Origin of the sequence: Fluviicola taffensis DSM 16823, from assembly GCF_000194605.1 — a bacterium.
In the GTDB taxonomy this organism is placed as follows: Bacteria; Bacteroidota; Bacteroidia; order Flavobacteriales_D; family Crocinitomicaceae; genus Fluviicola; species Fluviicola taffensis.
In genome coordinates this window covers 81,668-102,846 of sequence record NC_015321.1, presented here as the reverse complement: position 1 = coordinate 102,846, position 21,179 = coordinate 81,668, and the positions used below count along the sequence as shown (strand labels likewise).

17 protein-coding genes are annotated in these 21,179 nt (G+C 38.1%); 5 read left to right on the top strand and 12 right to left on the bottom strand.

What is annotated here, in order from left to right:
* Positions 1-5: 5 nt before the first annotated feature.
* The 5 genes from FLUTA_RS00500 to crtD form a co-directional block, all read right to left on the bottom strand.
* A complete protein-coding gene (locus FLUTA_RS00500) occupies positions 6-1,103 on the bottom strand; it encodes an efflux RND transporter periplasmic adaptor subunit (RefSeq protein WP_013684885.1) in 1,098 nt (365 codons plus the stop codon).
* A 1-nt stretch (position 1,104) separates the two neighbouring features.
* Entirely contained in the window at positions 1,105-2,355 is a 1,251-nt protein-coding gene (locus tag FLUTA_RS00495; protein WP_013684884.1) for a TolC family protein, read from the bottom strand.
* A gap of 69 nt (positions 2,356-2,424) precedes the next feature.
* A complete protein-coding gene (locus FLUTA_RS00490) occupies positions 2,425-3,780 on the bottom strand; it encodes a HAMP domain-containing sensor histidine kinase (protein WP_013684883.1) in 1,356 nt (451 codons plus the stop codon).
* The gene (locus FLUTA_RS00485) at positions 3,777-4,466 is read right to left on the bottom strand and encodes a response regulator transcription factor (protein WP_013684882.1); all 690 of its coding nucleotides are present in this window, start codon (positions 4,464-4,466) and stop codon (positions 3,777-3,779) included. The genes FLUTA_RS00490 and FLUTA_RS00485 overlap by 4 nt, the downstream gene beginning before the upstream one ends.
* Positions 4,467-4,779: 313 nt before the next feature.
* Positions 4,780-6,246, bottom strand: a complete 1,467-nt coding sequence (gene crtD, locus FLUTA_RS00480; RefSeq protein ID WP_013684881.1) for a 1-hydroxycarotenoid 3,4-desaturase CrtD — start codon at positions 6,244-6,246, stop codon at positions 4,780-4,782.
* Between the two features lie 76 nt (positions 6,247-6,322).
* Here crtD and FLUTA_RS00475 point away from each other — a divergent pair, with 76 nt between their 5' ends.
* Together FLUTA_RS00475 and FLUTA_RS00470 are read left to right on the top strand one after the other, a co-directional pair.
* A complete protein-coding gene (locus tag FLUTA_RS00475) occupies positions 6,323-6,730 on the top strand; it encodes a VOC family protein (protein ID WP_013684880.1) in 408 nt (135 codons plus the stop codon).
* An 86-nt stretch (positions 6,731-6,816) separates the two neighbouring features.
* Positions 6,817-7,779, top strand: a complete 963-nt coding sequence (locus FLUTA_RS00470) for an NAD(P)-dependent alcohol dehydrogenase (RefSeq protein WP_013684879.1) — start codon at positions 6,817-6,819, stop codon at positions 7,777-7,779.
* Positions 7,780-7,788: 9 nt separating this feature from the next.
* Here the strand turns inward: FLUTA_RS00470 and FLUTA_RS00465 are convergent, their stop codons facing one another.
* From FLUTA_RS00465 to FLUTA_RS00450, 3 genes are all read right to left on the bottom strand, one after another.
* Positions 7,789-8,361 (bottom strand): Crp/Fnr family transcriptional regulator, encoded by a 573-nt coding sequence (locus tag FLUTA_RS00465; protein WP_013684878.1) that lies wholly within the window; start codon positions 8,359-8,361, stop codon positions 7,789-7,791.
* Between the two features lie 43 nt (positions 8,362-8,404).
* Positions 8,405-8,824, bottom strand: a complete 420-nt coding sequence (locus FLUTA_RS00460) for a hypothetical protein (RefSeq protein ID WP_013684877.1) — start codon at positions 8,822-8,824, stop codon at positions 8,405-8,407.
* Positions 8,825-9,005: 181 nt separating this feature from the next.
* Positions 9,006-9,308 (bottom strand): helix-turn-helix transcriptional regulator, encoded by a 303-nt coding sequence (locus FLUTA_RS00450; RefSeq protein ID WP_013684876.1) that lies wholly within the window; start codon positions 9,306-9,308, stop codon positions 9,006-9,008.
* A 196-nt stretch (positions 9,309-9,504) separates the two neighbouring features.
* Here FLUTA_RS00450 and FLUTA_RS00445 point away from each other — a divergent pair, with 196 nt between their 5' ends.
* The 3 genes from FLUTA_RS00445 to FLUTA_RS00435 all read left to right on the top strand — a co-directional run bounded on the left by FLUTA_RS00445 (position 9,505) and on the right by FLUTA_RS00435 (position 11,562).
* Positions 9,505-9,849: a PadR family transcriptional regulator gene (locus FLUTA_RS00445; RefSeq protein WP_043023540.1), complete on the top strand. Its 345-nt coding sequence runs from the start codon at positions 9,505-9,507 to the stop codon at positions 9,847-9,849.
* Complete coding sequence (locus FLUTA_RS21665) at positions 9,842-10,999, top strand: hypothetical protein (protein WP_013684874.1); 1,158 nt, start codon at positions 9,842-9,844, stop codon at positions 10,997-10,999. Before FLUTA_RS00445 ends, FLUTA_RS21665 begins: the two co-directional genes overlap by 8 nt.
* Positions 11,000-11,109: 110 nt before the next feature.
* Positions 11,110-11,562 carry a hypothetical protein gene (locus FLUTA_RS00435; protein WP_013684873.1) on the top strand — a complete coding sequence of 151 codons (453 nt, stop codon included), beginning with the start codon at positions 11,110-11,112 and terminating at the stop codon, positions 11,560-11,562.
* A 45-nt stretch (positions 11,563-11,607) separates the two neighbouring features.
* Here the strand turns inward: FLUTA_RS00435 and FLUTA_RS00430 are convergent, their stop codons facing one another.
* The 4 genes from FLUTA_RS00430 to FLUTA_RS00415 form a co-directional block, all read right to left on the bottom strand.
* Positions 11,608-13,572 carry a tetratricopeptide repeat protein gene (locus tag FLUTA_RS00430; RefSeq protein WP_013684872.1) on the bottom strand — a complete coding sequence of 655 codons (1,965 nt, stop codon included), beginning with the start codon at positions 13,570-13,572 and terminating at the stop codon, positions 11,608-11,610.
* A gap of 138 nt (positions 13,573-13,710) precedes the next feature.
* Positions 13,711-19,032, bottom strand: coding sequence for a T9SS type A sorting domain-containing protein (locus FLUTA_RS00425; protein ID WP_169312041.1), 5,322 nt, complete (start codon positions 19,030-19,032; stop codon positions 13,711-13,713).
* A 56-nt stretch (positions 19,033-19,088) separates the two neighbouring features.
* The gene (locus FLUTA_RS00420) at positions 19,089-20,018 is read right to left on the bottom strand and encodes a methionyl-tRNA formyltransferase (protein ID WP_013684870.1); all 930 of its coding nucleotides are present in this window, start codon (positions 20,016-20,018) and stop codon (positions 19,089-19,091) included.
* A complete protein-coding gene (locus FLUTA_RS00415) occupies positions 20,018-21,172 on the bottom strand; it encodes an ABC transporter substrate-binding protein (RefSeq protein WP_013684869.1) in 1,155 nt (384 codons plus the stop codon). The genes FLUTA_RS00420 and FLUTA_RS00415 overlap by 1 nt, the downstream gene beginning before the upstream one ends.
* Positions 21,173-21,179: the final 7 nt, after the last annotated feature.

Below are 21,179 nucleotides of genomic sequence, written 5' to 3'. Positions count from 1 at the left end.
CTGTATTAATCGTTTAAGGCATCGTAAATCAATAAACCATTGTCTGAAATAATTTTCTCTCCTGGTTTGAGTCCAGTTTGGATATAAGAAGTTTTTCCCAATTCTCGGTAAACTTCAACTTCTCTGGTTTCGATGTCGTGTTTGTTCTTAAATACCATCACCCAATATTTGTTCTTGTCGAAAATGATTGATGAAGAAGGAATGGAAATCAATTGCTTATTTTCTGAATAATGCACATCCACTGTGCAGTTCATCTCAGGTTTCAACTTGAAATCTTCATTTGGTATTGAAATTCTGATTTTCATCGATTTTGTTTGTGCATCGATTACATTGTAGATTTTCTGAATTTTTGCTTCGTAAGGATGATCTGGGAAAGCCAATGTTTGAACCGTTACATCGTATCCTTCTTTGATTTTACTGATATCGATTTCATTTACATTGGCAACAGCCCAAATTTCCTTTGTTTCTGCAATTGTAAAGAGCGCTTCAGCATCGGTAGAACGCAATTGTTCGTTTTGGAAGATTGTTTTCGTAATGACAAATCCACTCATTGGAGCTACAATATTGTAACTAGAACCTGATTTTAAATTGTAAATTTTGTAGATTTCTTTGATGCGTTTTAATTCCGCTTTTGCCATTTCCAATTCCTTGGTTGCCATTGCAATATCTCTTTCAGAGTTTAATTTTCCAGAGAATAAATCTTTTGCTACTTGTAAATTCTTTTCAGCAGTGATTACATCATTTGTTGCATCCAAATATTCTTTTTGAAAACCTGCAATTTCGACACTCTGAATTCTTGCCATGATTTGTCCTTGCTTCACATAATCTCCAAGTCCTACATGAATGGAAGTTACAACCCCACTTAAGATTGGATAGATTTGAGCCATTTTGTTGTTATCAGCTTCAATTTTCCCAAACAAGCGAATATTGTTTTTTACAACTTCATTACTTGTTGTATAAAACGCACACTTTTTCAACATGGAATCGCTCATTGTGAAGGTTTCGATAGCCATTTCTGGTTCATTGCTTTTACAAGCACCTAGGATTAGTGAGCAACATGCAATTCCGAAATGGATGCGGATGTTATTTCGAGTTGTTTTCATTTTAATAAATGTCTTTTCCTGTTAATAGATTGATTTGTTCGGCAGAGATTACCAATTGCGTTTTTATCCGAACTAACTCCGATAAAACATCGTTGTAAGATTCGAAGAAGTCAATGAATTCAATGATTGAAACATTTCTTTTTTGAAAATTGAGATTAATTCCGTCCACTGTTTTTTCAAAATCATCGTTGTATAATTCGGTCGACTTTTGGTATTCAGAAACGGTTTGAACGTAGTAAGCATAGCTATTATTAATTCTGCTGATGATTTCGTTTTCTTTTGCTAACAGCGTATATTCTGCTTCCTTCAATTGAAATTGAGATGTTTTGATATTTCCGCGATTTCGATTCCATACAGGAAGTGGAATGGATATTCCAGCATTTACTTGGTTGTTGAATGCACCGCTTCGTTGATCGTATGCAGCAAATACATTGATATCAGGAATCGCCATTCTTTTTTGATACTTGAGGTATTGCTCGGCAAGTACTTTGTTTTGCTTGATTACAAGCAATTCTGGAAGATTTTCCAATGCAGTACTTTGAATATCGCTCACAGATGATGGAATCAAGTATTGGTTGAGGTTTGATTCCGCAGTATCCGGTAAAATAATGGAATTGGATTGGAGTAAAATCTGTAAATCCGTTTGTGTTTGAATGTATTGTTGGTAAAGTTCCGCACGATCGTTATTCAACTGTATGTATGCACCTCTCAAACGGACGACTTCCTTCAAGGGAATATTCCCTTTTTGAGCCTGTGTTTCATAGGATTTTAAAAGTGTATCTAAGAAATTTAATTGCTTATTGTACTTTTTCAGCAAGAAATCTTGTTGTCCAATAGTATACAAATCGCTGTGTAATCTGAATTTTAACTCACGAACCAGCTGTTGAAACTCTAGTTCCGCAATTCCAGCATTGGTTTTAGCGATTTCGATTTCCGATTTCCGTTTGCCGCCAAGAAGAATCAGTTGCTCCAATTGAAATAACTTTTGCCCTGTTCTTCCTACATGAAATGCTTTATTGTTTTCAGGGTCATACGCATTGATGTCTGCAGTGAAAATGGGATTTGGGTACACTTTTGCCTGAATTATTTGCGCTCTTTGCGCTTCAATATTCATCGAGGCGGCGAGGAGGTAATAATTTTTTGACTGAAAGAGACTATCCGCTTTCCGGATACTGAGATGAATGGTGTCTTGCGCAAATAGCTTAAGTGAACCCAAAAGAATCAGAAAGAGCGATGCTGCTAATTGTTTCATGTACTTTATTTTAAGTACAAATTAACCTTGAAGGAGCTTAAAAAGAGCTTAAAGCCAGTAAAATTTAGCTTAAGGTAAGGTGATTTTGAATCGATTGGTCTTTTTAAAAAATGATTCGTAAGTGATTGTTCCTCCGTGAATTGCAATTATTTTATTCACAAAAACAAGACCTAGGCCAAAGCCTCTTTTTCCTTTGCTGTTTCCACCACGGAAGAAATGTTGAAACAAGTAACTGATTTCTTGTTTATTGATAATCGCTCCTTCATTTTCAAAAATGAGGGTTAGTTGTTGGTCACTTTGAATCCGAATACTTGCATGTCGATTGGAACTGTAATGAATGCAATTTTCCATCAGATTTGATAATGCAGCTTGAATGAGTCTCGAGTTTCCAACGATCTCTAAGTGGTTTTCATGTATTGGTTCTTCGTAATCGACCGAAAAAACGAAGTCTGGGTAAACGTTCTTCAATTTGTCTGAAACATCGAAAATTAATTCGTCGATTCGGAACTTTTCGGTGAGTAGTTGGTTGCTGGTTTCAATTTTTGAAATTTCCAGTAAGGAATTGATGATTTCGCTTAAACTGAGTGTGTCTTCTTTTTGATTTTGGATTAGCAATTTAAGTTCTTCTAAGTTTGTTTCCTTTTCCAAGCGTTCAAAGTTGGAAACCAGGATAGCAATGGGGGTTTTTAATTCGTGCGAAATATGATGAATAGCGTGTTTTTGAAAGGCAAAAGCGTCATTCATGCGATTCATCAACTCATTGAAAACAGTTGCTAAAACAGCAATTTCATCTCGAGTGTCTTTAAATGCGATGGGTTGTAGATTGGTTGAAGTGAAGTTGTATCCGCTGATTTTCGTTGTGATATCTTCCAGTGGATTAGTAATTTTTCGCGCGATGTAAAATGAAACGAGTAAAATGATAATCGTGATAATGATAAATATCAAGAATAAAATGTATTTCAAATAGCGCAATTTGGAATAGCCAAAATCGTCATATGCTTTGCTGATTCCGTAGTAAATTTTCCCTTTTCGTTCCACGTAGGTTCCAACCACATCATACAATCCATCTTTGGTTTCAATCCATTTGGTTTTCTGATTCAGTTGAATGAGAATGTTTTTGGAAACAGGTACGGGAATGTCTACAATATTGGAGTAAATGAGCTTTTTGTCTTGATTGAAAAGAAGCAATTTCTCGTTGTATAATTCATTAATGGAAATTTGATCAAGTGCTTCAATGATATCTTCATCTGTTTCTTTGATGTCGGATAAAATCTCCAAGGTGGTTGCAATTTTGTCTTTCTGACGCATTTGGAAGCTTTCTTCTCTATTTTCAGCCGAAAGAATATAAATTGCAATGAATGCAATCCCAATAATTGCTGGAATAATCAAGGAAAAGTAAAGCAGTATTTTTTTTCTAATCTTCATTCAGAATCAAAATAATAGCCGTAGCCGATTTTCGTTTTGATGCTTTGTTTTCCAAAAGGTTTATCCAGTTTTCCTCTCAGGAAGTTGATGTAAACTTCAATGGTATTTGTATTTGCATCGACAATATTTCCCCAAATTTCTTTTACTAAATCTTGCTTGGAAACCAATTCACCTTTGCATTCGACCAGCTTGAGTAAAATTTGAAATTCTCTTGGTGTTAATTGAACTTCTTTTCCCTGTCGGGTCACTTTTTTTGATGCATTGTTGATTACAATATCATCCGCTACCAATAAGTTGTTTTCAAATTCATTTTTGCCCAAATTTTCACTTCGTTTTAGTAAAGATTGAATTCGAAGCAATAGTTCGCGCATGTAGAATGGTTTGGTCAAATAATCATCTGCACCACAATCGTAACCTTGTATTTTGTCTTCCAACTCGTCAAAAGCGGTGAGCATAATGACTGGAGTTTGGGTATTGTATGAGCGAAAGTTCTTGCAGATTTTGTAACCGTTCTTTCCAGGTAAATTCACATCCAGTATCACACAGTCGAAGTTGGTCTTCTTGAGCATCTTTTCGGCAATATTTCCATCATACGCAAATTCAACCTGCATATTCTCTTCAAGCAAGGCATCGCTGATATTTCGACTCAAAATGGCGTCATCTTCGACGAGTAAAATGTTTTTCACCGGGAATTTATTTTTTCTGCAAATTAATCAATTTAATTGCGAATTTCGAATTTCGGGCGGGGAGAGCATGCATCACAATTCGTTACCCATACTTATGTTTCCCACAAATGCACAAATTATTAGCTCGGCTACCTCACTCGCTTTTAAACAGATGTAAAACAATAATTATATACTGTTGTTAGACAAAGAGGTGACTGGTAAGCGCCTCAGATATTTGCACATTTGTGGGAAATAATTAATTTCTATTCAATAGTGGTTTTGTATTCATTTACATAACCGATAGATATACTGTGCATAAGTTTTTTTGTTTCCTTTATGCATTCGGAATTAAATCTGTTGCAATTTTTGCAGAAAGCAGACAAAGTGGAATTCCGCCACCTGGATGAACACTTCCACCAGCGAAATACAACCCTTTCACTTTCGAAAAATTGGGATGTCTGAAAAAAGCCGCCATTCGCTCGTTTGAGCTTGCTCCATAAAGAGCTCCGCCAAAACTATTGGTGCGTTCTGAAATGCGGATGGGATCTAAATAATCTTCTTCTTCAATCAGTGACTCGATATCTGTTTTGAGAATACGGTTTATTTTTTCAATGCAAAGTTGCCTCACTTTCAAACGCAATTTCTCCCAATCTTGACCTTGATTACTAGGTACATTCACCATGATAAACCAATTTTCAGAACCTATAGGTGCATCTTCTGAAACTATTTTCGATGAAATATGAATGTAGACCGTAGGATCATCAGAAACTGTCGAATCATCGAAAATAGCATTGAATTCTTTTTTATAATCGTCACTAAACAAGATGTTGTGGACATCCAACTCTGGAAAGGATTTTTGAATTCCCCAGTAGAAAATAAGTGCCGAACTACTTGGTTCCTGATTCATTGTTTTTTCAGGAGCTTTTTGGTTTGGAATTAATTGCTTGTAGGTTTGTTTCACGTCGCAATTACTGAGAATCAATTCGGCTGTGTGAATTCCAGTTTCTGTTTCAATTCCGGTTACTTTCCGGTTCTTTATTTGAATGGTTTTCACCTCTTCATTGAAGTGGAATTCAACTCCAAGTTCCTGTGCCAACTTCATGCAAGCCTTCAAAATTTCATGCATTCCTTCAGTTGGAAAGAACGAACCAATTCCAAATTCTAGGTGAGGAATACTGTTTAAAACTCCAGGAGCTTTATACGGATTGGAACCATTGTACGTTGCAAATCGATCAAACAGTTGCACGAGTTTTGGATGATTCAAGCTCTTCTCATTTACTTCATGCATTGTCTCAAAGAGATTCAGTTTCCGCATAGAGGTAACCGTTTTTAGAATATCTAAGGAAATATATGAACTGAATTTGTGAAGCGATTTTTCTAAAAATGAATGCCTTGTTCGCTCGAAAATGATTTCGCTGTGATTCAAATACTCTTTCAATGGTTTAGAGTCAATATTTAGCTTTGATTCAACTTCTTTAATTAACTTTTCTTGATCCGCAAAAGCATGAAGAACGGTTCCATCTTCGTAGAAGTAATGACAGAGCATTTCCAGTTGCTGATAATTGAAATAATCACGTGGATCCTTTCCTGCAACTTCGAAAAGTTCATCCACTAAATGGGGAAGTGTAAAAAGAGACGGACCAGCATCAAATCGGTAATTGCCAAGTTGAAGTGTCGTTAATTTCCCTCCTGCATATCCATTTGATTCAAAAATAGAAACACTATATCCTTTTTGAGTTAACCGGATAGCACTAGCAATTCCAGCGATTCCAGCCCCAATAATAATTGCTTTTTTTGCCATTTTTTAAAATTAGTTAATTCAAAAGAAAGAATAGGATTTGGGAATTATATTCGTGATATTTAGATTTTGAATCATTATGGGAAAAGCAATTGGAATAGGCGGAATTTTCTTCAAGTTTAAGGATGAAAAAGCTATGAGAAACTGGTACAAGGAAGCATTGAGTCTCAATCCAAATGATTATGGCGTTTTGTTCGCCTTTAATGGGAATTCGAATCCGAGAGGGTATTTACAACTGGGAACTTTCCCAGAAAATTCGGATTATTTTGGCGATGGAAATCAGCAAGCGATGATTAATTTTCGGGTAGAGGGAATTGAGAGTTTGTTGGTTCATCTTCAAACGATGGGAACCGTTATTTGCGATAATATCGAAACGTATGAATACGGAAAGTTTGTTCATATTTTAGATCCTGAAGGAAACCGGATTGAATTGTGGGAGCCAGTTGATACAAGCTTTGATGAAGGAACTCGACAAGAAATGCGATAGATACACTCTTATATTTCTTAACCGAAGTCAATGAATTCCAAAATCCACTACTTTACTTTTGTGTTCAACACAAATCATAGAAGAACATGAAAGCAGTTTATTGCACGGCTTATGGAGCTCCAGAAGTCTTAAAAGTCGTCGAAATTCAACAACCAACCCCAAAGGAAGGTGAATTATTAATTCGAATTCACGCAACGGCAGTAAATTCAGGTGACGTTCGGATTCGGAAGGCCGATCCTTGGGCAGTTCGACTCATTTTTGGTTTTTCAAAACCAAGACAACCAATTTTGGGAGGTGTATTTTCAGGTGAAGTGGTTGGAATTGGTTCTGGAGCTCATCAATTTAAAGTGGGAGATTCCGTTTTTGGTTCAACAGGAATGGGTTTTGGGGCGTACGCTGAATTTAAAACACTTCCTGAAAGTGGGGTGATTGCCCATAAACCACAATCATTAACGCATTTACAAGCTGCTAGTATTCCTTTTGGTGCGATGACAGCTTTGCATTTCATTCAAAAAGCAAACATTCAGGTCGGACAAAAAGTCTTGGTTTATGGAGCTTCAGGAGCTGTTGGTTCGGCAGCTGTACAATTGGCAAAGCATTTTGGAGCTGAAGTAACAGCGGTTTGTAGTGGAGCGAATACTGAATTAATGAATCGAATTGGAGCTGATAAAGTGATTAATTATCAAAAAGAAGAGTTGTCCATTTACGATGAGTCTTACGATGTTATTTACGAAGCTGTCAATAAGTTGCGTTTTTCGCAAAGTATCAAGCATCTTAAAAAAGGTGGAACATTGATTTTGGGAGCAGCTGGTCTTTCAGGAATGCTTCGTGCTGGATTTTCTAGATTATTTGGTAAAAAAGTTCTTACAGGTGTCATTAAAGAATCGATTCATGGAATGAATTTTCTGAATGAATTGATTGAAACAGGAAGTTATATTCCAATAGTAGATCGTGTTTTTTCATTGAATGAAATCGCGCAAGCACATGAATATGTTGATTTGGGGCATAAAAAAGGCAATGTGGTAATTCAAGTCATACCAACTAGTTGAGACTTTATTTCAAAGCCATAGCCTATTTCTGATTCTACTTAATGACTCTGGTTTTACTCCTATATAGCTAGCTATAATATATTGTGGAACTCGTTGCAACAATTCAGGTCTGGTGTGTATCAGATTCAAATAGCGTTCTTCTGGAGTGTCTGTAAAATAAGAACCTGAAAGCTCTTGTTGTTCGGCAAATACTTTTTCCATTACTTTTCGTGAAATCGTTGCCAGTTTCGGGAATTGAGAATAAAGGAGTTCTTCTTTCTCCCTGTTGCCAACAACCAGCGTGCATTCATCTATACATGCCAGGAAATGTTTGGAAGGCGAATTGTATGTCATACTCTGCATGGAAATAACCCATTGCTCTTCCGTAAAGAAATTGTTGGTCTTTTCTTCCCCGTCTACCAGGAAATATTGACGCACACAACCATCCAGAACAAAATATGCTTCCGAAGAGATTTCTCCTTCGCTCAGTAAAACACTTCCTTTCGGGTAGATTTTAATTGTAAGAGTTGCAACAATTGCATCGATTTCTTCCTGGGAAAGCGGAAGGATTTTTGAAAAGTATGCGAGCAATTTTTGTTCCATGGGTTTTTTCCAGCTTAATACGGAAAGTAAAATTACGGATTTCCTACTTCAAACGCATCCCGATTCCGATTCCAAGATTCCAGCGTCCGTTTGCAGTTGCTGTTTTCGTATTGTAATAGATTGGAACTTGAATGGCCATCTTTTTATAGCTATAGGTTAACCCAAATCCCAAACTTGGTGTGATTGGGGAGTTTTTGAATATGCCGTTGTCTTCTTTGTATCTTAAAGATGGAAGCATTCCAAGAAGGATTTTGGAGCTCTTAAGCGTAAGGCTGATATTTGGTCCTGTAAAATTCAGAAATACACCATTGTCTACATAACCTGCAATAATTACACCGTCGAAAGGATTGAATTTGATGGATGGTTTAGCGGGTTCGGGTTTTGTTTCTTGGGTAAAAGCAACAGGTTGCAATACGAAAAGAGTTAAAGAGAATAGGATGATAGAATTAAACGTGTGATTCATCTTTTTGCTACAAAGAGAAGGCTTTTTGTAAATATTCCGAAGTTCAGATTTGATGAATGTACTGAGTGATTGAAAATATGTAATGAAGGAATAAGATTGCCTTTGAGATTCAAAATAACGAATCGAATTTCGGTTGCTAATTTAATTACCATGGTAAGTGGTGGATAATCTTGCACTTATCCTAGGTAGTGAAAGACCAGCGAATTTTATCCCATTCTTCCAACATATCTTCGTTCTTTGACCAGAAATAAGTATTACCTAGGTAGTATCCCTTAATTAAACCACACCGTTCGATTAAACTAACATGATGATTAAGAGTTTTCTTGTGTAACGGAATAAATTGTTCCAACATTGGAATATTCATAATTTGGTGGTTATCCAAATATTCCAAAATTTCAATTCGAGCCGAAGCAGATACAATTAGACCTAATTCTGCATTTCTATTCGTTTCATGTTTGAAAATGTGTTTCTTTTTTGCTCCCATAAATGTGGTTTTCCTATTTAAGTTAGTGAAAAAGTTGATTTATACAATGGAATCATAATTTTTTTACATCATTTTTTACATTTCTATTGCTGATTAAAGCATTGATTGTTAGTTAATTAATTTTTAAATACAAATTTTTACCTAAGTTTCTTAGGTAAAAATTTGTATACCTAATTTTCTTATGTATATTTGTCCTATGTATTCATCAGAACTTTTAAAAGGTACGCTCAAAACAATCGTTCTCAATCTGCTCAAGGACAACGGCAGAATGTACGGTTATGAGATTACCCAACGCGTCAAAGATCTTACAAGTGAGAAGATCCAAATTACCGAAGGAGCACTTTATCCAACTTTACATGCGCTTGAGTCACAAGACGAATTAAAAACGGAAGAAGAGTTTATCGGAAAACGGGTTAGGAAGTATTATTCCCTCACCGAAAAAGGGCAGTCGACAGCCCAAGAGAAAGCAAATGAGTTGGCAGATTTCATGAACACCATGAAGTTTCTGTTGAATTTAGAGCCAAGAATTACAAATGGTTAAAGTTTCAGACGAGCAAGTTGATTTTATTCTTCATGAAATTGAAGCGCATGGGGTTACCATTGAAGATCTGCAATGGAACCTACTTGATCACATGTGCTGTATCATTGAAAATGAAATGTCTGAAAAAGATGACTTTAATGAGTTCTTTAAACGGCTCTTACCTCGGTTTTTCAACGATAATTTACATGAAATTCAGGAGGAAACAGAATTGTTATTAACCTTCAAACATTTTTACGCCATGAAAAAAACAGTCAATATTTCTGGACTTTTAGCAGCTGTATTAACCCTGATGGGATCAGTATTAAAAGTTTTTCATCTACCGGGAGCCAATATATGTTTTGTATTAGGAATCGCTTTTTTTAGCTTGATTTTTCTTCCACTCATGATCGCCCTTAAATTCAGGGACGAGGGAACCAAAACGGATAAATTGGTTCTGAGCTTCGGATTTTTGGTTGGAATCGTTACCTCTCTGGGTTTTTTGTTCAAAATGATGCATTGGCCGGGAGCAAACAAAATGATGCTTACAGGCCTGGTTTCATTTACTTTTGTTTACGTCCCAATCTATTTTTTTACACGTGTGAGAAGACCAGAATTAAAGTTCAACACTACAGTCAATTCGGTATTGATGATGGCTTGTGGAGGCTTGTTGTTTGCAATGTATAATTTGGGTTATTCCACAAAAGTAGAAGAGTCTTCTCAACAAGCGTATCGTTTGATGAACGAAGAAGTGCAAAAGATGGATCAATCAAGAATTACTTCGGTGAATGAAAAAGACACCAAAGCTTTGCAAAATCAAGTAAGTCAATTGAATGTTACAATCGCTGATTTGAAAGCCGAAATTATTATGAATTCAGCTGGAATAACAAAGCAGGAATATCAATCAATCTCCGAAGATGAAGCATACATGAATCTTCCGAAAGAAGAAGCAATGTCTCGAATTTTGAGTCCAGCGATTCAACAAAAATGGGATGAAATTTGTCGTCTATTTGAGCAAATCAATGGAAAGTTGGTTACCTCATATCCAGATCAAAAGGACTTGACGTTTAATATTAGTTCGATTGACCTAAGATCAAATACAACAAAAATTGCACTTCAGAATTTGACATTGATTCAACTGCATTTACGCTTATTGAAATTAATCGCCAACTAAGTCAAACCAGTTTTTATTGAGTACAGTTAAAGCAAAGCAAGGAGAGGAATTTTAATTAGTTCCTCTCTTTTTATTTTTGCATTTTTGGAACTAATTACAAATTGAACATAGTGAAAATTCTGAACTATATAGCCTTATTAATTATTGGAATTGTTGTACTTTCTATGTTTTTACCAATCTATGAAACGTGGGCTGGAGAATTGAAAACTCATTTGCACACTGGTATTGGGATTTATAATATTCATGAGAACGGGGATACTGGATTTGTTGTAGTTTATAATGGGTTTGGCTCTTTTTATGCGATGTTTAGTTGTCTGGTAACATTAATATTAGCAATCGGGATTTTCTTTTTTCCATACGAAATTTCGATTCCGATAACTGGAGCAGTATTTTATTCATTTAGTCTTATTCTATTATTAATTGGATTATACTTAGGAGCGATGGCATCAAATCCATTTTCAGATCGAATGCTTACGGGATTTTATTTTTTGCTTCTCTCACAGTTCATATTGCTTCTTATTTCAGTATATAAATTGAATGAAAAAAATAATATAATAAATTGAATTTCGAAGAACCAATTGATGTGACACTAATTAAAATCGTTCTTTTTATTTTAAAAAACTGCTGTACTGTTTCACTTTATCCTGATTTCCAGCTTGCCCGTAAGAGGTGATAAGTAATCGCAGCGCATTCACATTCGAAGAATCCTGGTTGTAAATCGTTTCAAAGGTTTGCCCCGCTTTTTCGTAAATTCCGGCAGCACCATAAGTGTTCCCTAAGTTGGAAGCTATTTCAGTATCATTCGGAAATTTTTGAAGTCCTTTTTTGAAAACGGTAATGGCTTGATCGTACTGCTTTAAATTGAATAAGGAAATACCATAGCGTTTGTAATGACTCACGGAAGCATCTTTCCATTGGACACCTTTTTTTAGTGCTTCACCCGCTTTATCATAATTCTTTAGTGCAAAATAAGCATCTCCTAAATTAGCATAAAGGGAAGTGTCTGTTGGATTAAGATTGATAGCTTTTTGAGTATATCGAACAGATTGTTCTAATTGATTCAATCGGTAACTGACAACTCCTAAATTCGTGTAAGAACCCGCATCTAATGAATCAATAGAAATAGCTTTTTTGAAACTGGAAGCTGCAAGTAACCATTCTTGTCGGATAACTGATGAATCTCTTTCATCTGTATTCATTTTTAAAACTCCGTAATTGAATTGAACCCGGGCACTATTTGGACTATTTTGAACATCTGCCGTGAAAAGAGTCGTATTAGATTCCCAAGCCTTATTACGTTGAATGGTTTGAACGCTAAATAGAATTCCGATTAGTGTTGAAACCAGGATAGCTCCTGATTGCCATTTTTCACTTTGCTGTGCTTTAAATAAAATGAATATTCCGAGTACGAATGAGATGATGATTCCCAAAGAAGGGGCATAAATTAATCGATTGGCATAAGTTGTCCCGATCAGGGAAAAGATATTCGTCACCAAAGCTATCGAAACAAAGAAAAACAGAATTCCAAATGCAATTTCGGGTTTTGATTTACGTGTTTTGACTACAATCAGCGTGGATAGAATTAAGACCAGTAAGGTGCCAATTACGGGAAGAGAAGTAAAACTCAAACAAGGAATCTGATTATAGGAATAATCATAACTCAGGTTTAAAGGAGCAACGACTTCAAGGATATAACGACCTAAAACACCAATCCCTGTAGCATAACGTGAACCATCCTCACATGCAATTAGTGAATTATCATGATAGCCATATTGAATAGGAGGAGTAGGGTCAGCATGAATGACTTGTTGGTGTAGAATCAGCCAGGCGCCTGTGATTACAATCAATGGAAGGGATTTTTTTAAGACTGAACCAATCGATTCTTTTTTTGCCATCCAAAAGTAAAGACCAAAAATGGGTAAATACATGACACCAGCTTCTTTAGACAATAAACAAGCAAAGAATAGAAGAGCTGTTTTGACTGCGTCAATTGGTTTTCCGCTTCGTGCTTTCAATAAACTTAGAAAAGTGAGCAGGAAGAATAAGAAACAAAGAATTTCATCCCGACTTTTTATATTCGCAACTACTTCCGTATGGCTTGGGTGAACCATAAAAATAAGTGCAATAGCAAATGAAACCCAAATGGAATAGGTGGGTAATAATTTTAATAGAAGCTTAAAAAGTACCCCGATGGTTAGAGCATATAAAAACACATTTATGAAATGGTGTATTGCGGGGTTATTGGCTGAAATTGCCCATTCAATGGCAAACATGACCATGGATAAAGGGCGGTATAAACCTGCATTGGCATCCCAAAAACCTTTCCAGTAAAAAGTAGAGAATAAATCGGGAATTCCTCCAAAACCTTCCTGTACGAATCGGTTGTTTTCAATAACCGCTATATCGTCCAGTACAAATCCATGCCCGATAGTCGGAGCAAAGAGTAAAAAAGCAGCAATGGAAAGCATCCAAAAAAGCCTGCGCCGGATTACAAGTGATTGATCAACGGAAGGAATTACTGCAGAAGCTTTTTGCGAAGACTGCTTAACAGAAGAGGCGTTTTTCTTAGACATAGCAATGCTAAATTAGGGTTATTTGTCTTTTGATTTTACCAACGAAAGAAAAAACAGGGAAAACCCGCGGTGTATCGAAAAATTTGTAAAATAAAAACGGCGGTCTTTTGAACCGCCGCTTTCTATGTTAAGGGCAAATTATTGTTTCACCAATCGCTCGGTATGTTTACCGAAAGAAGTAGTGATGTTTACCAGGTATACTCCTCTTTCAAAGGCTTCAACTGAAAGCACTTCTCCGGTTTGAGCGTGGTCAACAGACAATACCATTTTTCCTTTTACGTCGTAGATAACAATCGATGCTTCATTCGCACCTGTGAAAGTCACTTGCACATTGTTTTGTGTCGGATTTGGTGTTAAAGTAACTCCAAACGAAGTATTCTTTTCATCCAATCCTACATTGTCGATCACAACACAGTCGGATGTATCCGAACAATTTGTTGCATTTGTGACAATTACTGCATAAGTTCCGTTTGCGGTAGCCATGAAAGTTTGAGCTGTTGCGCCGGAAATCGGAGTATTCGTTGTGCAATTGATCCACTGGTAAGTTGTACCTGCTGAAGCTGTAATAGTTGCATTTCCGTTATCTGTTGCAGTAGCTGTTGGGTTACTGTTTACCGTTAAGTTTAACACCAAAATAGAATCACAACCATTTGCATCCGTTAAAGTATCCGCATACATTCCTGTAGCAGTATACTCCAATCCTGTTTGAGCCCATGTGTAAGATTCACAAACAGTAACAGATTCTGAAGCAGAGGATCCTCCAATTGTTAAATTCAAAGTAATAATTGAATCACAACCGTTTGCATTTGGAATAGTATCCGTATAAGCTCCGGAAGCTGTATAAGTCATTCCGTTTTGCGCCCATGTGTATGTTCCACATGCAAATTCAGATGAACTGGAACCTGAAGGAGTGTTGATTGTAAGATCTAATGTTACAATAGAATCACATCCTCCAAAAGCCGGGATCGTATCAACATACAGACCTGAAGCGGTGTATGTCATATTGTTTTGAGCCCATGTATAAGAAACGCAACTGCTTTCAGTAACCGTGTTGGTGATTTCAGAAACGATCGAAAGCGTAAGAGTAACAACCGAGTCACAAGCATTTGCAGCCGTGAATGTTTGAGTGTAAGTTCCGCTTACAGTATGTGTTTGTGTTCCCCATGTGTAAGAGTTACAAGCTGAATGAGAGAAACTGCTTGTTAATGCAGCAGATTGTGTTATTACAAACGTTTTTGTAGCCTGACAACTGTTATCATCTGTTACAGTAACGGTATATGTTCCTGCAACTAAACCTGAAGCTGTAGCAGCTGTTCCACCAGTAGGTGCCCAAGAATAATCGTAAGTTCCTGTTCCGCCTGTTGGAATAACAGTAGCAGATCCAGTAGAACCACCGTTACAAAGAACATCTACCTGAGAACCTGAAGAAGCATCTAATACTGTCGGTTCTGTAATAGTAAACGTCTGGGTAGCCTGGCATCCGTTAGCGTCAGTTACAGTTACGGTATATGTTCCTGCAGTTAACCCTGAAGCAGTTGCATTGGCTCCACCAGTAGGAGACCATAAATAGCTATATCCTGGGGTTCCGCCTGAGACTGTTACCGTTGCAGAAGCATTTGATCCGCCATTACAAGAAACATTTGTCTGTCCACCCGCTGATACCACCAATACAGGAGGCTCTGTAATCGTGAATGAGATGGAAGCTGTACATCCATTATTATCTGTCGTGGTAACCGAGTAAGTACCTGCTGTTAAACCTGTAACAGAAGTTGTTCCGTCACCTGTTGGAGTTCCTGGAGCCCAATCATAAGTGAAGGCACCTGTTCCACCTGTTGGGGTATTTACTGCAAAAGCGCCAGTAGCATCACCGAAGCAAGCTATATTGGTTTGCGAAGCTGCTGTGAATGAAATGGCTGTTGGTTGAGTCACTGTAAAACTTTGTGAAGCTACGCACCCATTCGCATCTGTAACATTAACGGTCCAGGTACCAGCTGTTAATCCATTTACGGAAGTTGTTCCGTCACCAGTCGGTGTTCCTGGAGTCCAATCGTAAGTATAACCGGGTGTTCCACCTGTTGGTGTATTGATAGCAGCCGCACCATTCGAACCGCCATTACAAGCTACGTTCGTTTGCGAAGCAGCAGTAACTGAAATAGCTGTTGGTTGAGTCACTGTGAAATTTTGCGAAGCAACACACCCATTAGCGTCTGTTACGTTCACAGTCCATGTTCCAGCAGTCAATCCATTTACAGAAACTGTTCCGTCACCAGTTGGTGTTCCAGGAGTCCAATCGTATGTATAACCAGGAGTACCGCCTGTTGGTGTATTGATAGCAGCAGCTCCGTTTGATCCACCAAAACAGGCAACATTCGTTTGGCTGGCAGCCATTACTGAAAGTGCTGTCGGTTGAGTTACCGTAAAAGACTGCGAAGCTGTACAAGCATTGTCATCCGTTACCGTAACGGTATATGTTCCTGCTGAAAGTCCTGTTACAGAAACTGTTCCGTCACCGGTTGGATTACCCGGAGTCCAATTGTAAGTGTAAGGAGAAACTCCTCCTGTTGGTGTATTGATAGCAGCAGCACCGTTTGAACCGCCGTTACAAGATACATTTGTCTGGGAAGCCGCTGTTACGGAAATTGCTGTTGGTTGAGTTACCGTTGCGTTAACCGTTCCTGTACATCCGTTAAAATCTGTGATAGTTACGGAGTAAGTTCCTGCCGTAAGTACCGTTCTGTCTTCTGTAGTGATTCCGCCAACCCAATTTTGAGTATAAGGTCCGGTACCTCCAGTAGGAGTTAGGTTAATTGAACCCGTATTTGCACCATTACATGCAACATTTGTTACAATTGTTGTTCCTGAAACTGTTGCAGCCGGTTGAGTAACTGTAATTCCGGAAACTGTTCCTGTACATGCGTTAGCATCCGTAATCGTTACGGAGTATGTTCCTGCTGTAAGACTGGTTCTGTCTTCGGTAGTAGCACCACCGACCCAGTTAAAGGTATATGGACCAACACCACCTGTAGGAGTGAGGTTAATTGCCCCGTTGTTTCCACCAAAGCAGGAAACATTGGTTACAACCCTTGTTCCTGATACTACAGCTGCTGGTTGTGTAACCGTTATTCCGGAAACCGTTCCTGTACATGCGTTCGCATCTGTAATGGTTACCGAATAGGTTCCAGCGGAAAGTAGAGTTCTATCTTCTGTAGTTGCACCACCAACCCAGTTAAAGGTATATGGACCAACACCACCAGTAGGGGTAAGATTAATTGCACCTGTATTGTTCCCGAAGCACGCCACATTCGTTACAACGGTTGTTCCTGAAACGACTGCTGCAGGTTGTGTTACCATTGGTGAAATCGTTCCTGTACATCCGTTCGCATCCGTGATAGTAACGGAGTAAGTTCCTGCTGTAAGAGAGGTTCTGTCTTCTGTTGTGGCAACACCACTGTTCCAATTGAATGTATAACCAGGAGTTCCACCAGTTGGTGTAAGGTTAATTGCACCTGTACTATTTCCGAAACAAGCTACATTGGTAACAGTTGTTACTCCGGAAACTGCAGTTGGTTGCGTTACGGTAGCGTTCACTGTACCTGTACAACCATTTGCATCAGTAATAGTTACTGAGTATGATCCGGCAGCAAGGGCTGTTCTGTCCTGTGAGGTGATCCCACCACCCCAGCTATAGGTATAACCTGGTGTTCCTCCGCTAGGAGTAAAGTCGATAGTTCCGTTTGTTCCACCATTGCAGGAAGTATTTGTTATAGTAGTACCTCCTGAAACTGCTGTCGGTTGTGTTACGGTTATTCCTGAAACGGTTCCCGTACATGCATTGGCATCAGTAATGGTTACAGAGTATGTTCCTGCAGCAAGGCTTATTCTGTCTTGTGAAGTTATCCCACCTCCCCAATTGTATGTATAAGGCCCCGTTCCACCTGTTGGAGTAAAGTCAATCACTCCGTTGTTTGCACTGTTACAGGTGGTATTTGTTACAGTTGTTGTACCGCTTACTACTGCTGTTGGTTGTGTAACTGTAATTCCAGAAACTGTTCTTTGACAATTGTTCGCATCTGTGATGACTACAGAGTAAGTTCCTGCTGTCAGGGTTGTTCTGTCTTCTGTCGTGGCAACACCACTGTTCCAATTGAATGTATAACCAGGTGTTCCTCCTGAAGGAGTAAGGTTGATCGCTCCGGTATTTCCTCCGAAACATGCAATGTTTGTTACAACGGTTGATCCGTTTAGTACCGGTGGTTGAGTAAGGGTGAAATTTTTTGTAATCTGACAAGCAATAGCATCTGTTATGGTTACAGTATAACTTCCTGCAGCCAAACCGGTAGCAATCGAAGCAATTCCACCTGAAGGAGACCAACTGTAAGTATATGATCCGATTCCTCCGACTGGTGAAACAGCCGCAGAACCGGTAGAAGTTCCGAAGCATGCCACATTATTTTGAGCAGTTGACGAAGTAATATTCGATATGTTCAATGTTCCGGCATTCGAATTCGTAAAACAAGAAGCAACGCCATTGATTGCAGTACAGCGATACAAGTAGCCGTTCATACCAGCTATTGCTCCCGTAATTGTTAATGTATTTGTTGTTGCATTGGAGTAAACACCGCCGTTGGAGATATCTGTAAAACCTGATCCGGTATTTACCTGCCATTGATAAGCTGTAGCTCCGGTTGCAGTTGATGAAAAAGTAGTATTTCCATTTACACAGATTGATCGGTTTGGAGGGTTTCCTGTGATAGTTGGTGCAGTGCAAGCTGGAGTTTCAAAAAGACGGAAATCATCAATCGCCAATTCTTCTGTTGTACCACCATTTGCATAACATTTAAACTTCAAGTTCAAGGTAGTACCTGTCCCTACAATATTTGCTGTAAATTCTGTAAATGCGTAAGAGGTCAGAATGGTTCCATCACCAATAGAGTCTCCTGTTGTCTCAGGAGCAAATTGACCAGTTGCAGTTGCAAATATACGAACACCATCAACCCATGCACCACCGTCAATTTGATAACTTATAATCATATAATCTGCAGGATTTGCGGGGTCATTGAGTCCACGCTCCCAAACATTTGGAACGTTGTCACATGCAAAATATCCTTTGAAGATTAGTCCCGATTTTCCTGAAATATTGATTGAGTTCCAGGAAATGGTTTGTGTTGCACTTTGACCAAAGTTGGTTCCTGTTAATGCCGCATCAATATCTTCACCAGCCCAGAATTTAGATCCTTGAAAGCCTGAGTATGTACCGTTTTGCAATAATAAATCTGAAACTGAGACTCTGCTAAAATATCGGCTGTAAGGTGGAGATCCAGGCCAGGCATTCTGGACGGATGGTGTTCGGGTACCGCTACTTGGGGCACCTGCGTCCTCAAAATTATCTGACCAAAATTGCGTTTGCGCAGTTCCATAGAAACACGCAAAGAGCAAAGTGATAAGAGTTAATAATTTCATTGTTTTCATGTTTACATTTATTAGTTATTGTATGTAGATATTTGTGATTTTATGTGTTAATTAAAAGTGTATCCCGAAATAGACTTGGTTTTTACAAATTGTTCTGCTGTTAGAATCCCAAAATCACCGGCAACTATTTGAATATGAATGACCTTTTCATCGATACAGGAAACAGCAACTGCTCCAGTAGGAGTAAGGTGTAAAATTTTTCCAGGTTGATCGGAATGCCTTTCTTCAGAAATTTTCGCTGCAAGTAATTTCACGCTTTGTCCTACTAACATTGTATCAGCACCTTGGTTCCATGGATTACAGGCATTAATTAATGCAATGATTTCATCTGCTTGCATTCGGTTCCATTGAATGAACGTATCTGAGACTTCCGGTTTTTCAAAATAGCGAGCCCGACTTTGATCCTGTTCATTACAAGGGATTGTAGAGGCGAATTGAAGCATATGTGCCATATTTAAAGCAACCATTGCAGTTCTTTCGCTTAATTTTGTAGCAAGTTCTCCATAAGTTTCATTTTGTGAGATAGATAATTTTTCTCTCAGAATAATTGCTCCTTCATCAAATTCTTCATTCATGAAGTGTACACTGATTGCAGTTTCTTTTTCTTGATAGCGAAGTACTTCAAAAAGTGGCATTGGCCCTCGGTATTCAGGAAGTGGCCCTGGATGAAAATTAATGAACTTGTTTTTTCCGTATGAAAGAACATCTTCTGAAAGCAGAAAAGGAAACGAAATACTGAAAATGTAATCAGGTTGGATTTCTTCGATCCAATTTCGTAAACCAGATAAACTTTCCGCATTAGGAAATGACCTAAAAGGTAATCCTGAATTTTCACTTTCCTGATTCAAGATAGAAAGTACTCCTTTTTCTCCTTTTCCAATACCAATTCCACATAAGAACTTTTCTATTCCAAGTGTCTGAAGGCTAGGGAAGGCAAATTTACCTCCACAGAGAATAAGTATACGTTTCGTTTCCATCAAATACAGGTATAACTGTTATACCAGCCAGAAATAGCATTTTCCATAGGTAAAGCAATGAATTCTTCAAAATCCGAAACAGTTTCATCAATTTTCTTTTCAATAATGATTGAACAGCCATCATTGCCATTGTTTTGAATACTTGTTTTATACATCGGTGCCATTGTATGACGGGTTGGAGCATGGAAATACACTTTTCCACGCGGACCTTCAAATGAAAAGTCATTCAATGCATCTGCTACAAATTGCACATTGTTTTTTTGTTCCAACATTAAATTAGTTGCATGAACACCTATGATTGCGCCTTCCCATCCCAAAAGAGAGAATAAATTTGCTGTACGACCACTGGATTCAATGCACTCAATAAACAGTTTATTAGCAGGATTATCCAATTGATAAGACCAAGCTGCAATACCTTTTATAAGTCCTCCAGGATGTTTGGCATCTTTTAGCATCGTTTCTTCACAGCCGAATGGAGGAAGATAAATAGGTAAATGATTTTCACCAAATACTTCTTTCAACCCATCAAAATACCAATGAACATAGTCTCCACTGAAAAGACTTAATAAAGCTCCATTTGGATTTTTTTCAGCATGTTCCTTTAATGGAAGCATGGAGAAATCGTCTTTATTGTAACCTGTTGCGTGATTAAAAGAGATATTTCCACCAGCTGTTGTAAAGCCACTTGAAATACCCCAAGTTTGAAGATACCCACCATCATAATACCCAGTTACCATTCCACCTTGAGAAAATCCATCGTTAACTGCTCGCTTGGCAGTTAGCCATGATCCGAAGGTGTTGTGAAGTGAATGATAAATGATATTTGGTGTTTCTGGCCATTCATGAGGTGCATTTGCTCCTGAGTCAAGTACAATTAATAAACGATTGGCAGCCTGAAATAAAGGGCGTAATACTTGAGCCATTCGGTGTCCGATATAAGCCAAAACAACTGTTGCATTTTCATGCATGATCAATTGCTCAGCGGCTTTATAGCACATTTGTTTGTCCGTCCCAAATCCAATATTTTCCGTAACAATCCGAATGTTTTCTGCTTCCAATTGTTTCAAAGAAGATCTTACTCCTTCAAACAAGTCGAAACTCAAACCTCTATAGTAAGTTGAGCGCGGTAAAAGTAGACCAATTGTTTGTTGCATAATCTGT

Excerpts from the sequence above, each read along its gene's own strand:
- FLUTA_RS00415 (WP_013684869.1), bottom strand. The coding sequence starts at position 21,172 with ATGCAACAAACAATTGGTCTACTTTTACCGCGCTCAACTTACTATAGA.
- FLUTA_RS00475 (WP_013684880.1), top strand. The coding sequence starts at position 6,323 with ATGGGAAAAGCAATTGGAATAGGCGGAATTTTCTTCAAGTTTAAGGAT.
- FLUTA_RS21665 (WP_013684874.1), top strand. The coding sequence starts at position 9,842 with ATGGTTAAAGTTTCAGACGAGCAAGTTGATTTTATTCTTCATGAAATT.
- FLUTA_RS00420 (WP_013684870.1), bottom strand. The coding sequence starts at position 20,018 with ATGGAAACGAAACGTATACTTATTCTCTGTGGAGGTAAATTTGCCTTC.
- FLUTA_RS00430 (WP_013684872.1), bottom strand. The coding sequence starts at position 13,572 with ATGTCTAAGAAAAACGCCTCTTCTGTTAAGCAGTCTTCGCAAAAAGCT.
- FLUTA_RS00445 (WP_043023540.1), top strand. The coding sequence starts at position 9,505 with ATGTATTCATCAGAACTTTTAAAAGGTACGCTCAAAACAATCGTTCTC.
- FLUTA_RS00465 (WP_013684878.1), bottom strand. The coding sequence starts at position 8,361 with ATGGAACAAAAATTGCTCGCATACTTTTCAAAAATCCTTCCGCTTTCC.
- FLUTA_RS00500 (WP_013684885.1), bottom strand. The coding sequence starts at position 1,103 with ATGAAAACAACTCGAAATAACATCCGCATCCATTTCGGAATTGCATGT.
- FLUTA_RS00425 (WP_169312041.1), bottom strand. The coding sequence starts at position 19,032 with ATGAAATTATTAACTCTTATCACTTTGCTCTTTGCGTGTTTCTATGGA.
- FLUTA_RS00460 (WP_013684877.1), bottom strand. The coding sequence starts at position 8,824 with ATGAATCACACGTTTAATTCTATCATCCTATTCTCTTTAACTCTTTTC.
- crtD (WP_013684881.1), bottom strand. The coding sequence starts at position 6,246 with ATGGCAAAAAAAGCAATTATTATTGGGGCTGGAATCGCTGGAATTGCT.
- FLUTA_RS00495 (WP_013684884.1), bottom strand. The coding sequence starts at position 2,355 with ATGAAACAATTAGCAGCATCGCTCTTTCTGATTCTTTTGGGTTCACTT.
- FLUTA_RS00470 (WP_013684879.1), top strand. The coding sequence starts at position 6,817 with ATGAAAGCAGTTTATTGCACGGCTTATGGAGCTCCAGAAGTCTTAAAA.
- FLUTA_RS00490 (WP_013684883.1), bottom strand. The coding sequence starts at position 3,780 with ATGAAGATTAGAAAAAAAATACTGCTTTACTTTTCCTTGATTATTCCA.
- FLUTA_RS00450 (WP_013684876.1), bottom strand. The coding sequence starts at position 9,308 with ATGGGAGCAAAAAAGAAACACATTTTCAAACATGAAACGAATAGAAAT.